Consider the following 16,949-nt stretch of genomic DNA (forward strand, 5'->3'; position numbering starts at 1 on the left):
AAATATCAGGATATTCAATGATTGATGAATACTCTTTTGGATACAAAATATAATAGAGCCGACTTTCCTAGCTCCCCCGATTTCCATCTTGTCCATAGGCTTGCCAAGCTAAGTCTACCAACCCATCAACGATCGCAGCTGCTACAACTGCATTTCCTTTGCGGCCGTCAATTATAATGTGAGGTACTAGAGAGTCTTGTAAACGCTCCTTAGCTTCATCAACATTTACAAATCCCACTGGAGTTGCGATCGTTAAAGCAGGTCTAATTTCCTCAAGTTCAATTAAATCCAGCAGTGCAGTCAGGGCCGTTTGTGCTTGACCCACCACAAAAATTCCCTCTGGATAACGCTTTGCTAAGGTTTCTATTCCCCACGCTGCGCGAGTCTTTTCTTTTTGAGGGCGTGTGAGAGCTTCCATGCTGCAATACACTGGATTCGCAAAGGTATTTTGAATATCGTAGGCAATACCTACTTGTACCATCGGGACATCTACCACAATCGTGGTACGTGCGGCTAGCGCTGCTGCTCCAGCTTGCAAGGCACGCTCAGAAAAGCGAATCAAAGACTTATACTCAAAGTCAGCCGTGGCGTAGATTACCCGACGCACAATCTCATACTCTGCGGGTGAAAAGACATGATCGCCAATTTCACTATCAATGATTGCTAAACTTTGAGCATCAGTTACGTGCCATTCCATTTTTGTTGAGCTTCTCAAATATTAGCTTTCAGCTTATCAGCTTCAGAGAGTTAAGAGTTAGGAGTTAAGAGTTATAAGTTAATTAAACTACTCATTCCTAACTACTCACTCATAACTCATTACTAGAAGAAGACCGGCTGAAAATAGGAGATAGGTAGGCAACCAAGACGCCAATGAGAAACCCAGAGATATTGCGAACTAAAGGCAACCAGTCGCTTGTACGTGTCACAACTGGCCCAATGCCGAAGGCAATAAACAAGATTCCCCATAAAGGTGAGAAAATTAAAGCCCATTGCCAAGCAAAAACTTGTCCTTTTTGGCGGGGTTGAGCTGCAAACCCACAAATCACCCCACCAATAACTGAGGTAATCAAGGTGAGAATCCACTGCTCTCGTGGTAATCCGGGGACAACATTGCAACCCCCTTTGAGCAAACAGCCTTTAACCGATTCTAAGGCTTGGAGAATGGCTTGGTCTTCGCCTTGCTCGCGGACAAAATACAAATTACCGAAGCGAGTTTGCAGTTCTATCCAAAAAGTCCGGGGTAAAAGTTTATAAACAGCATCGCCGACGCTAAAACTGAGGATGTTACCGCCGCGAGAATCGGCAACGAGTAGAATACTTTTGTCATCCAAACCCCAATATTTGATCACCGCGCGACCTGGGGTGCGGTCATATTGGGTTAAGACTCGCAATTTCCAGCCCGTGTCGGCTTCAAACTGCTCTAAATCTTTGACAAGCTTTTCTTCTTGCAGTACAGGCAGAGATTTAGCTAAATCTACAACTGGGGTAAAGGTGTCAGGAAGTAACTCAGGATTGTCATAAGCCAATGCTGGGGGAGAATGCATCACCCAAATTGACCCAGCCAGGAAAAATACTGCAATAGATACTAGAATTCGTCGCCAAAAACAAGATTGCATGGACGTTTTTATACAAATATTAACGGTAAAAGCGAACAAGTTGTTTTAAAAGAGTACTAGAAAAATGATAGTCCTTTACACTTGTTTACTTTACTCTAATCTAGGGGATCAAAGCAAAAGGTTTTTGAGTATTGGGCATGGGGCAGGAAACGTAGATTCGGTTAACCGTTCGCGTAGTGTCCCTGTAGGGAAGAGCAACCCAACAAAACAATGTCAATGTTGGGTTGAGGAACAAAACCCAACCTACAATTAAGTCTAATTTGGGGTTTGAAAACACGCTCTAGGGACTAGGAAAAAGTTTTCAAATACCAATGCCTAATGCCCTATGCCCAATGCCCTATGCCCTAATTCAATCTTCGTCATCAAAATTGTTTTCCCAGCTAGTGGCATCGTTATAACCGTCATTAGCACGGTACACTTCTGCTTTGATTCGGCGATTTTCTTGCCTTAACACTTCTCGTTCTCGCAACGTTAGTGGTGGTTTTTCATTGGTTGGTAAGCGATCGCTCGTCCGCCTTACGGGTTTTTGGCGCGTGAAGTTTTTCCAAGCAGCTTTCGCGCCAATAAAAATGCTGCGCGTACCTACTTGCAGATTTTGAGCCTGTTTTCTTGCAGTATCAAGACTTTGGTCAACTTGCTTCGCGACTTGACTAGCACTTTTTACGCCTTCACTGACATCATCAGTTAAGTCAGTGATTTCTAAGCCAGTTACGCGGATAGCTTCTAAAGTGGGTGGTAACTCCCGCGAGAGAGTATCAAATAGCTTTTCTGCACTGCGAGCCGCGCGTGCTAACTCCTGCAAAGCCGGTATCGCCGCCACTAAAACCGCAGTCAAGCTTGTAGCGACTAAAAGTAAGGAAAGTCCCAACCAAAACAGGGGTTCAATCACGGTTATGTCATTTATGAGCGTTCTAATGGCTGGGGAAGCGAATCTGAGTCTTCAACAGATGTTTGTCGCTTCAAGACTTGGCTTTCTCGCTGGCTGGCATCTACACCTGCTGCGATCGCTTCCCGTAATCGATCTAAAGTCTCATCCCAATTTCGTAGTGCGCTAGCAGAGAGACGATCTGCCTGAATTTGCACACTCATTGATAAATCTTCTGCCAATTCTGGGATAGCATTAGCAGATTTTTTCAAAATTTTACGCGTTTCGCGCCCTGTGCGTGGAGCCACGAGTAAACCAGTCAAAGCACCGATTGTAGCTCCCAGCATCAAACCGCCAAAAAATACTCCAGAACGGTTATTAGACATGTTATTGTTTCTCTCCTTACACCCATTTTAGGTGGGTTTTCTCTCCTTGTAAGACTCAACCGATTTTATTCAGTTAATCTATGGTGACAAAATATCAGCCAGAAATGTTGCTTTTATTCATTAATATCAAAACTATTAATTACTTATAATTTAAAACTCCACACCACTTGCGGGATGGAGTTTTTGGGCATGGGGCATGGGGAAGAGTCTTCAATGCCCAATGCCCAATGCCCCAAGCGGCGGGGCGGCTATCCCTCTCCACGCCACTTGCGAGATAGAGTTTCCCGCCGCTTTCAATAAATGTTCGTGTGAATCTGACATAACTCATTTTGCAACTGTTCTTTTCCGAGATATTAACTCTAGCTTCAGAAAATAACGCTGCCAGATTTGCCGTCCTAGCAAAAGTAGACTGATAATTTGCCGCACTTGTTGAATTTGTATTTGTAGTGCTTGATTTCTCTGCCGTAAGTTATAAATATTCTGTTGGCTGAGATAAATATTTTCGGGTGCTTTATTCAGTGCTGCATTAGTACAACTTTCATAGGCGGTTAACCTATCTGCTATATATGCTAACTGCTGCTTAAGTTGCCACACCCGCCAAGCCACATAGAGTAGTACCAGTGAAATCAGGGTGTTAATTATGACAACTAAAATTACCATTGTTTATCTTGACCAATATTAGCTTTGAGGAATTGTTCTATATACTTGATTTTGCTCTTATTTAATGATGAAGAAACTAGAGGATAAAATTGATGGCACAAAGTACATCCTGGATTCTGACAATAAAAAGTAGTTAGATGATGCTCTAAGCGATATTGAAAGACTTGACTACGTGAAAATTAGTCTAACAAAGGCTGATAGCTAAAAAATCGCCAATTTGCCAATTTTGTAACAATGATATGTCTACACCTCGCAAAACCACAGCTACAATTGCCTTAGATTCACAACTCGGTTTGCGAAATCAACCCGTATGCTCCATAAGCCCCATCATTACTACTTCCCACTCCTTAACCTGATAATCCTAGTCAATTTGCGAGCTTTGTGGGATGTAAGCACAATGGTATAGACCCTTCAACAGATGGTGAGAGAACTACACTACACTCCTTGGAGACTCCCCAGCATTGCCTTTATTATTGTGCTCCTACCTTTACCTGTTTTCCAGTCTGTCGTGTGCAGTTAACTAATATTTTGCCTGTAAAAACCTCACTAGTGGATCGCCAACCAAAAATTGCTGGGTGTGGACTTGGGAAACAGATAAGTGATAAAGGAGAAAGTCTATTAATTCCTCTTCCCTTAACCTTTACCCCTTTCTTTGCCGAAGGCTTTCCCCTCAGCCCTTAATCTCTTCCCCGCTGAAGACTTTCCTTTGGTATTTTACTAATACTTTACCAATAATGATTATCTTTTTTTATACATCCAGTAGGAGTTGAGGATGTCAAAAAAATCACCATTGAATAATTTCTTCCCAACTATTCTTGCTGCTTTGACAATTGGATTTGTTGGGTGTGGAAATCAAGCTGTAAGAACTACATTCACTCAGACTAACACCCAGATAAATGAGAATCTTCCCCAAGTTGTAGCGACTACAAGCGTACTGTGTGACTTAACCAGGCAGGTTGCTGGAAATACAGTTAACCTCACCTGCTTAATTTCCCCTTCTACCAACCCCCAATTTTATAAACCAAAACCGGAAGATCGTAAAGCCATTGAACAAGCTAATCTTATTCTTTATAATGGTTACAATTTGGAACCAAATCTGATCGAGTTAATTAAAGCGACTAAAAACCCTACACCAAAAATAGCCGTCGCTCAACTGGCAGTACCTAAGCCACAAAAATTTCAGGTAGATGGTAAGAATGTAACCGATCCTCATGTTTGGCACAATACCAAAAATGCTATCAGAATGGTGGAGGTAATTAATAGTAATTTGAGAAAATTACAATCTAGTGATGCAGAGGCTTATAGCAGTAATACTAAAAAAATTACCAATGAACTTACTCAACTAGATAGCTGGATTAAGTCAAGAATTGCCAGTATTCCTACCAAAGAACGTAAGTTGGTTACAACCTCTGATGCACTGAGTTATTACGCCAAAGCATACCGTATTTCATTGACAGGAGGATTGCAAAGTATTAGTACTAAAGAAAAGCTGACAACCGAACGAGTCAATAAGTTAGCTACAAACATCAAACGGGCTAAAGTATCAACAATTTTTGCTGAAGTGGAAATTAATCCTAATTTGATTCAATCTGTAGCCACAGAAGCTGAAGTGAACATTTCTGACAGAAAGCTGTACGCTGAGGGACTTGGTGAACCAGGAAGCGACGCGGACACTTATCAGAAAATGATGATTGCCAATACACGCACAATTGTGGAAGGATTAGGAGGCACGTATTTGATGTTTGAAAGAAAAGCTTCTAGGTAGCCAGAACATCAATTTAGTAATCCGAAAAACTCAGTTTATTAGTAGTAAGTTGGGTTGAACTGCCGTTCAACCCAACCTACATTGATAGATTTTATTATTTAAAATTTAAAATCGTTAGACTGAACCTTACGACAAGTCCAAAATCTAAAATCCAAAATTGACTCACCATCCCCAAGTACCAGGAGCGCCTTTAAATGGCCCAACAATATCACTGGTTATCCAACCGCCATAGAAGTTACCTGGTTGTGGTTGAACCTCTTCGTCATTAACGTAGCATTTATCCATTAAATGAGCATAAAAAGCTACATAGTCCTTCATAGATTCAAAGGCTGGTGTGGGTTTGGGGTAGAACCAGGCAGCATTATGGACTTCTTTATCCCCAACTCGGATTGTGTAGTAACTAGCACTTCCTTTCCACTCACAAAAGCTAGATTGTGGAGTCATCTGTAGATATTCCATTTTGATATCCGCTGGGGGAATGTAGTAAGAAGGAGGATGACTGGTTTCTAAAACACGTTTGGCGCTGTGAGTATCTACAATTACTACTCCGTTAAAGATTATTTGGATATGTTTGGTTGTGTCCTCCAAAAGAGGAGGACGGGGATAATCCCAAACTGATTCTTGTCCGGGAGCGGGTTCGATGCGTTGAGAATTAACCATCATCAAGAGTATTGAGTGCTGAGAGAGGAAAAATTACTTAGTACTAATGTACTTAGTAAAGCAGCAACTCTCCTTGTGAAGTCACTGCGATTTTTTAACTTAACCCTCTTCATCGTACCTGTTTAAGAGCATCAACTTGCTTGGTAAACATTTCAGTGAATAAACTAAGCACAGTCCGTTCTTCGCGCACTTTTATATTGGCACTGATAGACATACCTGATTGCAAGTTAACTTTTTTATCCTTAATCACTAGGGATTGTTTGTCTAATGAGACTTTTGCCGGAAACCTGTAAAACTGATGGGTTTGGTCTGGCGGTAATGCGTCTGAAGCTATCTCAGTCACTTTTCCCTTAATATCGCCAAACTCGCTGTAAGGAAAGGAGTCAATTCTGACATCTACTTTCATACCTTTTCGCACAAATCCAATATCTTTGTTAGTGATAAAAACTTCAGCAATATAGTTTTCTTTGGGGACAATTTGCAACAGTTTTGTAGTTGGAGTTGCGACAAATCCGGGATTTTTTGCTTGCAAATCGAAAATTGTTCCAGCTACAGGTGCGCGGAGTTCTTGATATTTAACGTTTAACTGTGATTGAGATATTTTACTATTGACATCTGCCAAACGCTGCTCATTTTCCAGCACAACTTTCATGAATTGGCTATCGATTGTAGCAATCTGCTGTTTGTTCTGGGCTATCTTATCCAAAATGTTTTTATCAGAAACAGCCACCGTATTGCTTAACTCTTGTTGTCCTTTTTCTATATCAAACTGAAGGCGTTTTAGTTCTTCACCTAGTTGCGCTACTTCTGCCGTGCGGTTTTGAACTTCTTGTTGCTGATTGAGATACTGAAGTTGAGAAATTCCACCTTCTTCTGCTAATATCTTCAGCTTATTTAAAATCCCCTCTTGAATGGCTAAACTTGATTTACTATCTTCCAGCTTAATTTGATTTTGAAGCAGTTGTTTTTTTGTCTTTTCTACTTCTAATCGCGCTGCGGAAGACCGAGAGTCTAATTCTTGTTTGGCAACTCGTAGAAGTTGTTGTTCATCAATCCCTACTCTAGAATCTTGACCAGAATTTTTTAATTGAGTGCGGAATAATTCATTTTCTGCTACTAATGCTGCCCGACTTTTCAACAGAAAAGCAGTTTCTTGTGGCAAGTTACTGCGCAAATATAACATTTCCGAGCCATTGGCAGTACTTGCATTCATCAATCGCCGATAAATTTGATTTTCTTTCATTAATGCAAGGCGAATTTTATTCAAAGAATTTAATTCGGCAACAGAGGCTATGGAATCAAAAGTTAGCAGTAAATCACCTGGCTTCACTTCTTGTCCATCTTTTACATTAACTGTTTTCACCACTCCACTCACAGGAGCTTGAACTTCTTTGACTGTTCCTTGGGGTTTTAATTGCCCGGTTGCTGGCACTACTTGCTCAATTTTTGCAAAATAAGTCCAACCAATACCAAAGCAGGCTAGCCCCACTAGTGTAATCATGATTGTACGCGACCAAATGGGAGATTGGCGCAAGACAATAGATTGCTCAAATTCCAGATTGTTTAAGCTAGTTAAAGACTCTTGAGCAGCTTTTTGTTGTTTTGTCAGTATCTGTGAATCGTGCTTCACTCCATTTTTGTGATTGCCGTTTTTGTGATTGCCGTTGAGGTGATTCCCATTAAGTTGAGTCATAACGATTTTGGGTTTTGGATTTTGAATTTTTTGTGGGTTGGGCAATGTTTCCCGATGCCAAAAACCTTTGCCCTCAAGAATGACTAATTACAAGTTTACATCTTGTTGCTGATACAGGTAATAATAATGACCCTTAGTAGCCATTAATTCTTGATGGCTACCTTGTTCTATAACTCTGCTATTATCCATCACAACAATCATATCTGCATTACTGACAGTATTCAGTCGGTGGGTAATAAAAAATACTGTATCGCCTTTGAATGCTTTGGCTAAGTTGAGACATATTTGCCGTTCTGTGGGATAATCTAATGCGCTAGTTGCTTCGTCTAAAACTAATAATTTTGGTCGTTGTAAAACTGAACGAGCGATCGCAATTCTTTGTCGTTGTCCACCTGAAAGTGCAGAACCCCGTTCTCCCACCCGTGTGTTGTAACCGTTGGGTAAGTTCATGATAAACTCGTGGGCGCACGCAACCTGAGCCGCTTCGATAATTTCTTCGGTTGTGGCATCGGGATTGGTTAGGGCAATATTTTCTTGAACGCTGCCGTCAAACAATAATGTTTCTTGGGGAACTACGCCAATTTGTCGTCGCAACGAATAAAGTTCCACTTTGGCAATATCATAACCATCAATCAAAATTCTGCCAGACTCCGTTTCGTAAAGTCTCAGCAGTAATTTCATCATCGTACTTTTACCAGACCCACTTTGCCCGACGATGCCGATAAATTTACCTGGCTCAAATTCCAGGTTGACATTAGAAAGTTGCAGAGGGCCGCTTGTGCCAAAACGGAAGGAAACATTTTCATATTTCACTGCTCCCTTAATCGTAGGTAAAGGTATATTGTAGCGGTCTGTTTCTCCTTCTTGTGGGGTATCGACAATATCGCTTAAACGCTCTAGAGACAAGGCAGTTTCTTGGAAGCTTTGCCAGAGTTGAGCTAAACGTAATATTGGGCTGGTGACGTAACCCGATATAATCCTAAAGGCAATTAATTCGCCTAAAGTTAATTCTTGTTGCAGTACTAAATAAGCTCCTACCCACAAAACTAGTAAGCTGCTGAGTTTGTTGAGAAAGTTGCTGGTAGAGTTAGCGAGGGTAGAAGTAACAACGGTTTTAAAACCAGCAGCGACAAACCGGGCGTAACGTTCTTGCCAGGAAAAGCGCGATCGCAATTCGATATTTTGCGCTTTTACTGTTTGAATTCCTGACATCACCTCCACTAAATAAGATTGAGTTTCGGCGTTGCGTTCGGCTTTACCACGTAACTGTCTGCTAATGGTGGGAGAAGCAACTAAAGTGATAATCACAAATATTGGAATTGTGCTTAAGCCTACTAAGGTGAGTTGCCAACTGTAAATCAGCATTACACCGATATAGACCAGCGAAAACAAAGCATCTAATCCGACTGTTAAAGCAGTACCAGTCAAGAATTGGCGGATATTTTCTAGTTCGTTGATGCGAGTGGAAAGTTCGCCCACCGGTCGGCGTTCAAAGTAGCGCAGTGGTAAACGTAGTAAGTGGTCAATAATTTGCGACCCTAAACCCATATCGATCCGGTTAGTGGTATCGACAAATAAGTAGGTTCGTAAGGTAGTCAATACTGCTTCAAATAGCCCGACAACTAAGAGCAAAACCCCCAAAATATGTAGTGTACCAATACTATTTTGAGTGATAACTTTGTCGATAATTAACTGAACGACTAAAGGATTTGCCAACGCTGCCAACTGCACGAAAAAGGAAGCGATAAAGACCTCTATTAGGACTCGACGGTGCTTTGACAAGTAGGGCAGAAACCACCGTAAACTAAAACGTTCTTGGGGTGTTTGGTTGGTCGCAGTCAGCAGTAATACCCGAACTTTGGGCGGAAAGTCAGTTGGATCGACATCTAATTGTTCAACCAATTGAGCGGGTTTGCAGCGCACAATTCCTTTGGATGGAACACCCACAACCACGGTATTGGCATCTACTTCATATAAAACGGCAAAATTATCACCGTAGCGAATCAGCGCAGGTGTCGGAATGCGCGTGACTGAAGCGACTGGTAACTCTATCAACTGCGCCTTCAGTCCAATTAACTCTGCCAGGTAAGCAGTAACTTGAAACGATATAGTCCCTTGACGTTTGATTTGCTCAGTTAAGATGCGGCGAACCACCTCGCGACGAAACGGCATTTCTAGGTGCTTCGCGATCATTTGGAAGCAGGCGAAGGCTGAATTTAGTTCTCCTTTACCGCCAAAAAATGGATATTTTTGTTTTGACGCATTCTTTGAGTTTTGGGGGGCTGGCTGTGGAACTATTTCGTCTGATGCGTAGGGAATAATATCTAGGTCGTCAGCGCTATCTCTATCTACTCTAGTTTCAGTTATTGCAAGTTCTATTTCATGACTATCTTCTAAGATCAAATCTGACGGATGTATACCAAGCAACCGTGCGGGGTTTTGACCGATGACCTGAATTTTGTCTCTGTCATCGTCTGGTTCTAGGCGATCGCTAGGTGAAAAATTCGTGACTGTACCACCGCCACTCACAAACCAAACGCTTTTGCTATCCAGTTGGTTAAATGGAGTTTTTCCTGAAGGTAGATAATATATTTTCGCTTGGGGTAAGGCTTTTTCTGCCAATTCTCTGAAATTTAAAGTGGCGATCGCTTGTTTTTGCCAATAGGAAGCGAGAATATCGAAAACTTCTACCAAATAACTGCGGTTCTTCCGAGCTTCGGCAAAAGCTGGGTATGAAGCTAGGAAGCTAAAATATGCTGATGCACTCAAGGTTAAACATACTACTTCGGTAGAAGCGATCGCTGTTTCACAGGCGACATCGCGTAACAAACCAATTTCACCGATAATTTCCCCCGGTTGTAGTAATTTTAGGGTGATTGGCAATTGCGTCTGGGGATCGTATCCCAACAGCCGCACTTGTCCCTCATAAATGATGGTGATGTTTTCCGGGAGACTTTCTTTACCGATGATTTTCTGGCCTATGCGATAGCGCCAGGCTTGCAGTTGTTCTGATAAATTAGCGATCGCTCCATCTGGCAATTTCTCAAACCCTTCTAGGGTGGTGAGAAATTCGGGAAAAGTGTTCTTAATATAAGTCATATAAAACAAGTTAAAGTGAGGAATTAAGTCGAAAATATTAGGGAGTATCTCTTTTACTAACAGTGGCAGTGTTTGGTTTTATGCCAGCAGTGACAAGACTTCTGTGGAATTCAGGTGTTTAAATGTGTAAAAGCACAGAGGGCAAGTTCGTCTAATTGCAGACCTGTATTTATATCACACGGGGACGATTGTTATGCGTTTTTCAAAATAAAGCATACTATAAATAGATCGAGGACAAGTTATCACTTGGTTAACGCTACATAATTTATACAAATAAAATCAATCTTTATTGCAACTATGCAAGATGGATACTTATCATCAAATCAAAATACATAAACGTGGTTGTTAAATTTAGCGCTGTATATTTCACTTTATGATAGTCAACATGAAAATATCACAGATGCTTTTCTAAGTAAATACCCTAATTAAGAATTATGTAATAAAAAAAACTTTAAATTTCTGAATTATTTTTTACAAATTCTCGAATACAGGGATTGACAATATCATTTATGGCGAAAAAACAGGAGTTTTCCTTGTTAAACATCACCTATACCTAATTATGAAATAATTCTCCATCACTTTTTTGCTAGCTTAATTTAATAAAAATTAACTTGAAAAGTAAAGCGGAAGATTTTTTCACCCTAGAGGAATCAACTATTAAATTTATGAAGGAAAGACAATAACTGCCTTCAGTAAATTTACTAGTTTAATTAATAGCGAGTCCATTTAATCACTACGCATAAAACAACCTCATGCCGCAACCGGGATGAGGTTGTTTTATTTTTCTAAGTAATTACTCGCCTTCAATACTAGGCAAGATTGGCACTCAAATTGACCTGCACAATCACATCGTTGTAATCTTTGTCACCACCATTTGGTAAATCCTCAAAACCAAAGGTGTTATTTCCCAATAGTCGAATGTGATCTACCTTATCTGAATTAGCACCTAAAAATGTGAAGTAAACATTCTTATTGCTATTGCCATTGAGAATCGTATCGGGTCTGCCATCCACAATAATAAATGGTGCAAACAAAGAATTCGGCTCGAAAGTGCCAGTGTAATTTGCACTGCCTTGGTTGCCTACCGTCAAGTCAATGCCTGCAACACGCCCACGCACAGCAGCTTCGGCGTAGCCAGCCTGGCCAACGAGAATATCTGCCGTACCATCGCCATTGGTGTCAATACCACCATTTTCATCAGCCACCTGATAAAAGCCGACAAAGTTATTGTAAGATGCCTCTCTGTTGACTTGAAACTCAGCTGTTACCGATTGTGTCACACTCCGTAAATCAATCAGTTCGCCTTGATATTCGCCTTGCAGACCAGTACCTAAAGATACCTCTTGATTGGTTGGCTGAATATCCACTACCAAATTCTGAAAATTAAGAGAAAATCCTTGAGCTTCTATGTTGTTATTTGTACCTGAGGAAAAAAGCACACTTGAGAAGGGGGTTTTTCCAGACACTACAGCTTGAGTAGTACTGTTGGATACTAGATAAAATCTGAGTTTAGTATCAGAGTTGAATTCTAATATGTTTTTCAGGTCGGCGGGATTAAAACCATTAGGCAAATTGGCAAGAGTGGAGAAAACCACCTTTGAACGCAAAAGAGCCGCTTGTGTATAGCCTTCTGCACCAGGAGCTATGCCGTTAATCCTACCTTCTTCATCGTCAACAGTAAATACATTTAGTTCATTCACCTCTTTAGAGGTGTTGTTTTTAATCTTGACTGAGAGTTTTGCTTTATCATCTTTAATGTTCAGCTTAGTCTTGACACTAAAGATATCACCTGTAATTGTCACTACAGGAGTATTGTCAGCAACCGTAAGTTGAAACACATCACTGGCTTCCTCTCCAGCAATATCCTTAGCTGTGACTTTGATATTCAAACTACCTACGTCCTCATTCTCAGGAGTACCACTGAAGGTAAAGGTAGTAGGATTGAAGTTCAACCAAGTGGGTAGTAGCTCATCATTTTCCAGGGTTGCAGTGTAGGTGAGGATGTCTCCAGCATCCACATCGCTAAAGGTGTCAGCTGGGAGAGTGAAGTTGAAAAGTGTGTCTTCGGTAACTTGTTGGTCTGCAATTTCTTTTACTAAGACTGGAGGATCGTTGACATTATTAATCGTGATTTTAAACACATCACTGGCTTGCTCTCCTGCAAAATCTTGAGCGGTAACTTTGATGTTTATACTACCTACGTCTTGATTTTCAGGAGTGCCACTGAAAGTCCTAGTAGCAGCATCGAACTTCAACCCTGTCGGCAAAGGCGTATCGTCGGGCAGAGTTGCAGTGTAGGTAAGGGTATTTCCGACATCTGGGTCAGTAAAAGTGTCATCTGGTACAGTGAAGCTGAAGAGAATACCTTGAGTGGCTTGTTGGTCTACGATCGCCTTGGACAAGACTGGAGGAGTATCAACAGTGAGTTTAAACACATCACTGGCTGTTTCTCCACCAACATCCTTAGCGGTAACTTTGATGTTTAGACTACCTACGTCCCCATTATCGGGAGTACCACTGAAAGTCTTGGTAGCAGCATCGAACTTCAACCCTGTCGGCAAAGGCGTATCGTTGTCCAGAGTTGCAGTGTAGGTAAGGCTATCTCCGACATCTGGATCGGTGAAAATGTCATCTGGTACAGCGAAGCTGAAGAGAATACCTGGGGTGGCTTTTTGGTCTGCGATCGCCTTGGACAAGAGTGGAGCAGTTAGTACTGAAGCGTAAACTGCCATTACTTCTGGCTGAAACGCCAGAGTAGGAACAATTGCCCTCGTAGAAACTTCCAGTTCCCAGTCACCACCTAATGCAGTACTCCCCGTTAAGTTATCAGACGCCGCTACTACTGCACCTGTGAATTCACTCAGGCGCTGTACAAATGCTTTACCTTGCTCTGTTTGCCCGACTTCGCAACCATACAACAGCAGTTGTGCATCTGCACTCAAAACATTTGCCCAGTCCATGAGTTGCCGAGCATAATGGTTAAGGGTTTGGTAGCTGAGTTGACTGTTCCCCAGATAAACTTGCCCTGGTGCGCCGTGAGAAACAATGTGTAGGGTATTGATTTCCCGATGAGTTGCCAGCACTTGGCTAATTTGTTCAATGCCATTCTGGTCAGGATCTAAGACTACAACAGAGGTGTTCGGCAATACACCTGCTACCAGACTTTGGTAGTTCTCAACCTGTGAGTCGATGAAAACTAAGTGAGTAGCAGGTATTTGCTCATACAAGTCTTGAGTTGGCTCTTTTGCGATCGCCATCGAGATGGTGTCTGACATAATTACTCTTATTAATTAATAGTTTTTTCGTTGCAGCCGTTGTGTGCTATATCCTGGAAATCACCTAGAAGCAGGATTTTTTTGGCATAGCCAAGGAGTCAATTATTAAACTGATATAAGAATCATATTTGATATCTGAACAAGATTTTAGATAAAATCCTGATAAAATCGGCTTTTCAGTCTCAGGATGTTTTCAAAAATTAAATCGGAATCCTAATATAAATATAAAAAGCTAATGGTAAACTTCAGTAAATATACTGCCTAAACTTTCGGCTCGATATTACCATACCATCAATAATAATAAATGGCGCAAACAGAGAATCAGCTTTGAAAGTTGCGGTGTAATTAACTGTCTTTTGGTTATTCACCGTCAAAAAATGCCTATAACACGCTGATGCACAGGTTTAGGACTGATGCAAAGGTTTTATTGGCGATCGCATTTATACATATATGAGTCCATGTAATCGCCATGCAGAAAAAAACCTCACCCCGCAACCGGGATGAGGTTGTATTATTTTTCTAAGTAATTACTCGCCTTCGCTCTAGGCAAGATTGACACTCAAATTTATTTGTACAATCATATCGTTGTAATCTTTATCACCACCATTGGCTAAATCTTCAAAACCAAAGGTGTTATTTCCCAACAGTCGAATGTGATCTACCTTATCTGAGTTAGCACCCAAAAATGAGAAGTAAATCTTCGGATCGTTATTGGCATTATTATCAAGAAACTTATCCGCTTTACCATTGATAATAATAAAGGGTGCAAATAGCGAATCAGTTCCGAAAGTGCTGGTAGATGTTGCCGAACCTTGATTGCTTACCGTCAAGTCAACGCCTGTAACACGTTTACGCACAGCGGCTTCGGCATAACCTGCTTGTCCAACGAGAATATCTGCTTTACCATCGCTATTGGTGTCAATGCCACCATTCTCATCAGCCACCTGATAAAAACCGACAAAGTTATTCAATGCAGCTTCTCTATAAACCTTAAAGTCAGCCTTTACCGATTGTCCTACACCCCGTAAATCAATCAGTTCGCCTTCCTTTTTGCCTTGCAAATTTGTACCCAAAGATATTTCTTGATTTGTTGCCTGAACCGTTACAGCGAAATCTTGGAAGTTGAGAGAAAACCCTTCCTCTTGTGTGTTGGTATTTGTGGCTGAGGAAAAAACGACACTTGAAAAAGAGGCTTTTCCAGACAGTACAGCCTGAGTAGTACTGTTGGATACGCTATAGAATCGGAGTTTGGTATTAGAGTCAAATTCTAAGACGTTATTCACATCGTCATGCTTGAAACCCTTGGGCATATTAGCAAGGGAGAAGAAAATCACCTTGGAGCGTAAAAGAGCAGCTTTTGTATAGCCTTCTGCACCAGGAGCTATGCCATCAATCTTACCTTCATCATCATCAACATTAAATACACACAGTTCATTCACCTGTTTAAAAGTGCTGGTTTTAATTTTGATGGAGATTTTTGCTTTATTGCCTTTAGTCTTCAGCTTAGTCTTGACACTAAAGATATCGCCTGTAATTAATGTGAATAGAGTAGTAGGAGTATTTTTATCGGCAACTCCAAGTGTAAATATATCACTAGCTTCCTCTCCAGCAATATCTTTAGCAGTGACTTTGATGTTTAGATTACCTACATCCTTTTTTGTCGGAGTCCCACTGAAGGTAAGGGTAGCAGGATCGAACTTTAACCAAGTAGGCAGTAGGTCATCATTTTCTAGAGTTGCAGTGTAAGTCAGGGTATCTTCAACATCTGCATCGCTAAAGGTGTCAACTGGAAGGGTGAAATTGAAGACACTATCTTCGGTGGTTTCTTGGTCAAGAATTTCATTTGCCACCTCTGGCGCATGATTGAAAGGCGTACTAAACAGCGCCACCGCCGAGTCATCATATCCAGCAGTATAAAGGTATTTGCCATCGGAGCTGAGAGTTACAGAAGCCGCACCACCAAGTCCATCGACACCATCTGTATCATCTTTTTGAACTTCAACAAAACTTAGTTTGCCTGTGGTTGTATCCCGTTCAAACACAGCTACAGCCGAGTCATCATATCCAGCAGCATAGAGGAATTTTCCATCGGGGCTGACGGTGAGGGATTTAGCACCACCAAGCCCATCGACACCATTTGTATTATCTTGTTGAACTTCCACAAAACTTAGTTTGCCTGTGGTTGTATCCCGCTCAAACACAGCTACAGCCGAGTCATCATATCCAGCAGCATAGAGAAATTTTCCATCGGGGCTGACTGTGAGAGATTTAGCACCAGCAAGTCCATCTACGCCATTTGTATCATCTTTTTGAACTTCTACAAAACTCAGCGCGCCTGTGGTTGTATCTCGCTCAAACACAGCTACAGCCGAGTCATCATATCCAGCAGCATAGAGAAATTTTCCATCGGGGCTGACTGTGAGGAATTCAGCACCACCAAGTCCATCGACACCATTTGTATCATCTTGTTGAACTTCTACAAAACTCAGCGCGCCTGTGGTTGTATCCCGCTCAAACACAGCTACAGCCGAGTCATCATATCCAGCAGCATAGAGGAATTTTCCATCGGGACTGACGGTGAGGGATTCAGCACCAGCAAGTCCATCGACACCATTTGTATTATCTTGTTGAACTTCTACAAAACTTAGTGCGCCTGTGGTTGTATCTCGCTCAAACACAGCTACAGCCGAGTCATCATATCCAGCAGCATAGAGGAATTTTCCATCGGGGCTGACGGTGAGGGATTTAGCACCACCAAGCCCATCGACACCATTTGTATTATCTTTTTGAACTTCTACAAAATTCAAGATTTTCTGCGTCATATTTCCCTTGAGATTGCAAAATAGTTTGTAAAAGTAATATTCTTTTCTAGTAAAAGAGAAGAATGTACTATATAGCTTATTGTCTGATTTTTATTCAAGCCTCAGTAG

General features: G+C 41.4%; 11 protein-coding genes. 1 reads left to right on the plus strand and 10 read right to left on the minus strand.

The window, feature by feature from the left end; genetic code table 11:
- Positions 1 to 67: 67 nt before the first annotated feature.
- The 5 genes from RMZ95_RS00560 to RMZ95_RS00580 form a co-directional block, all read right to left on the minus strand.
- The gene (locus RMZ95_RS00560) at positions 68 to 697 is read right to left on the minus strand and encodes a precorrin-8X methylmutase (protein ID WP_322673522.1); all 630 of its coding nucleotides are present in this window, start codon (positions 695 to 697) and stop codon (positions 68 to 70) included.
- Positions 698 to 806: 109 nt separating this feature from the next.
- A complete protein-coding gene (locus RMZ95_RS00565) occupies positions 807 to 1,616 on the minus strand; it encodes a TPM domain-containing protein (protein ID WP_322673523.1) in 810 nt (269 codons plus the stop codon).
- A 349-nt stretch (positions 1,617 to 1,965) separates the two neighbouring features.
- On the minus strand, positions 1,966 to 2,505 hold the full coding sequence (locus RMZ95_RS00570) for a DUF948 domain-containing protein (protein ID WP_322673524.1): 540 nt from the start codon (positions 2,503 to 2,505) through the stop codon (positions 1,966 to 1,968).
- 11 nt (positions 2,506 to 2,516) lie between these two features.
- Positions 2,517 to 2,867, minus strand: a complete 351-nt coding sequence (locus tag RMZ95_RS00575; protein WP_099101749.1) for a YtxH domain-containing protein — start codon at positions 2,865 to 2,867, stop codon at positions 2,517 to 2,519.
- A gap of 324 nt (positions 2,868 to 3,191) precedes the next feature.
- Positions 3,192 to 3,527 (minus strand): hypothetical protein, encoded by a 336-nt coding sequence (locus RMZ95_RS00580; protein WP_322673525.1) that lies wholly within the window; start codon positions 3,525 to 3,527, stop codon positions 3,192 to 3,194.
- Positions 3,528 to 4,299: 772 nt separating this feature from the next.
- Here RMZ95_RS00580 and RMZ95_RS00585 point away from each other — a divergent pair.
- On the plus strand, positions 4,300 to 5,292 hold the full coding sequence (locus RMZ95_RS00585; protein ID WP_322683115.1) for a metal ABC transporter solute-binding protein, Zn/Mn family: 993 nt from the start codon (positions 4,300 to 4,302) through the stop codon (positions 5,290 to 5,292).
- Positions 5,293 to 5,454: 162 nt separating this feature from the next.
- On the opposite strand, the gene RMZ95_RS00590 is transcribed toward RMZ95_RS00585, so the two are convergent.
- The 5 genes from RMZ95_RS00590 to RMZ95_RS00610 form a co-directional block, all read right to left on the minus strand.
- Positions 5,455 to 5,952: a DUF427 domain-containing protein gene (locus tag RMZ95_RS00590; protein ID WP_322683199.1), complete on the minus strand. Its 498-nt coding sequence runs from the start codon at positions 5,950 to 5,952 to the stop codon at positions 5,455 to 5,457.
- Between the two features lie 109 nt (positions 5,953 to 6,061).
- Positions 6,062 to 7,645, minus strand: coding sequence for an HlyD family efflux transporter periplasmic adaptor subunit (locus RMZ95_RS00595; RefSeq protein WP_322673527.1), 1,584 nt, complete (start codon positions 7,643 to 7,645; stop codon positions 6,062 to 6,064).
- A gap of 87 nt (positions 7,646 to 7,732) precedes the next feature.
- Positions 7,733 to 10,744 (minus strand): peptidase domain-containing ABC transporter, encoded by a 3,012-nt coding sequence (locus tag RMZ95_RS00600; RefSeq protein WP_322683114.1) that lies wholly within the window; start codon positions 10,742 to 10,744, stop codon positions 7,733 to 7,735.
- Positions 10,745 to 11,553: 809 nt separating this feature from the next.
- Positions 11,554 to 14,019: a putative Ig domain-containing protein gene (locus RMZ95_RS00605; RefSeq protein ID WP_322683113.1), complete on the minus strand. Its 2,466-nt coding sequence runs from the start codon at positions 14,017 to 14,019 to the stop codon at positions 11,554 to 11,556.
- A gap of 542 nt (positions 14,020 to 14,561) precedes the next feature.
- A complete protein-coding gene (locus tag RMZ95_RS00610) occupies positions 14,562 to 16,841 on the minus strand; it encodes a beta-propeller fold lactonase family protein (RefSeq protein WP_409882118.1) in 2,280 nt (759 codons plus the stop codon).
- Positions 16,842 to 16,949: the final 108 nt, after the last annotated feature.

Origin of the sequence: Nostoc sp. DedQUE07, from assembly GCF_034530975.2 — a bacterium.
GTDB lineage: Bacteria > Cyanobacteriota > Cyanobacteriia > Cyanobacteriales > Nostocaceae > Nostoc.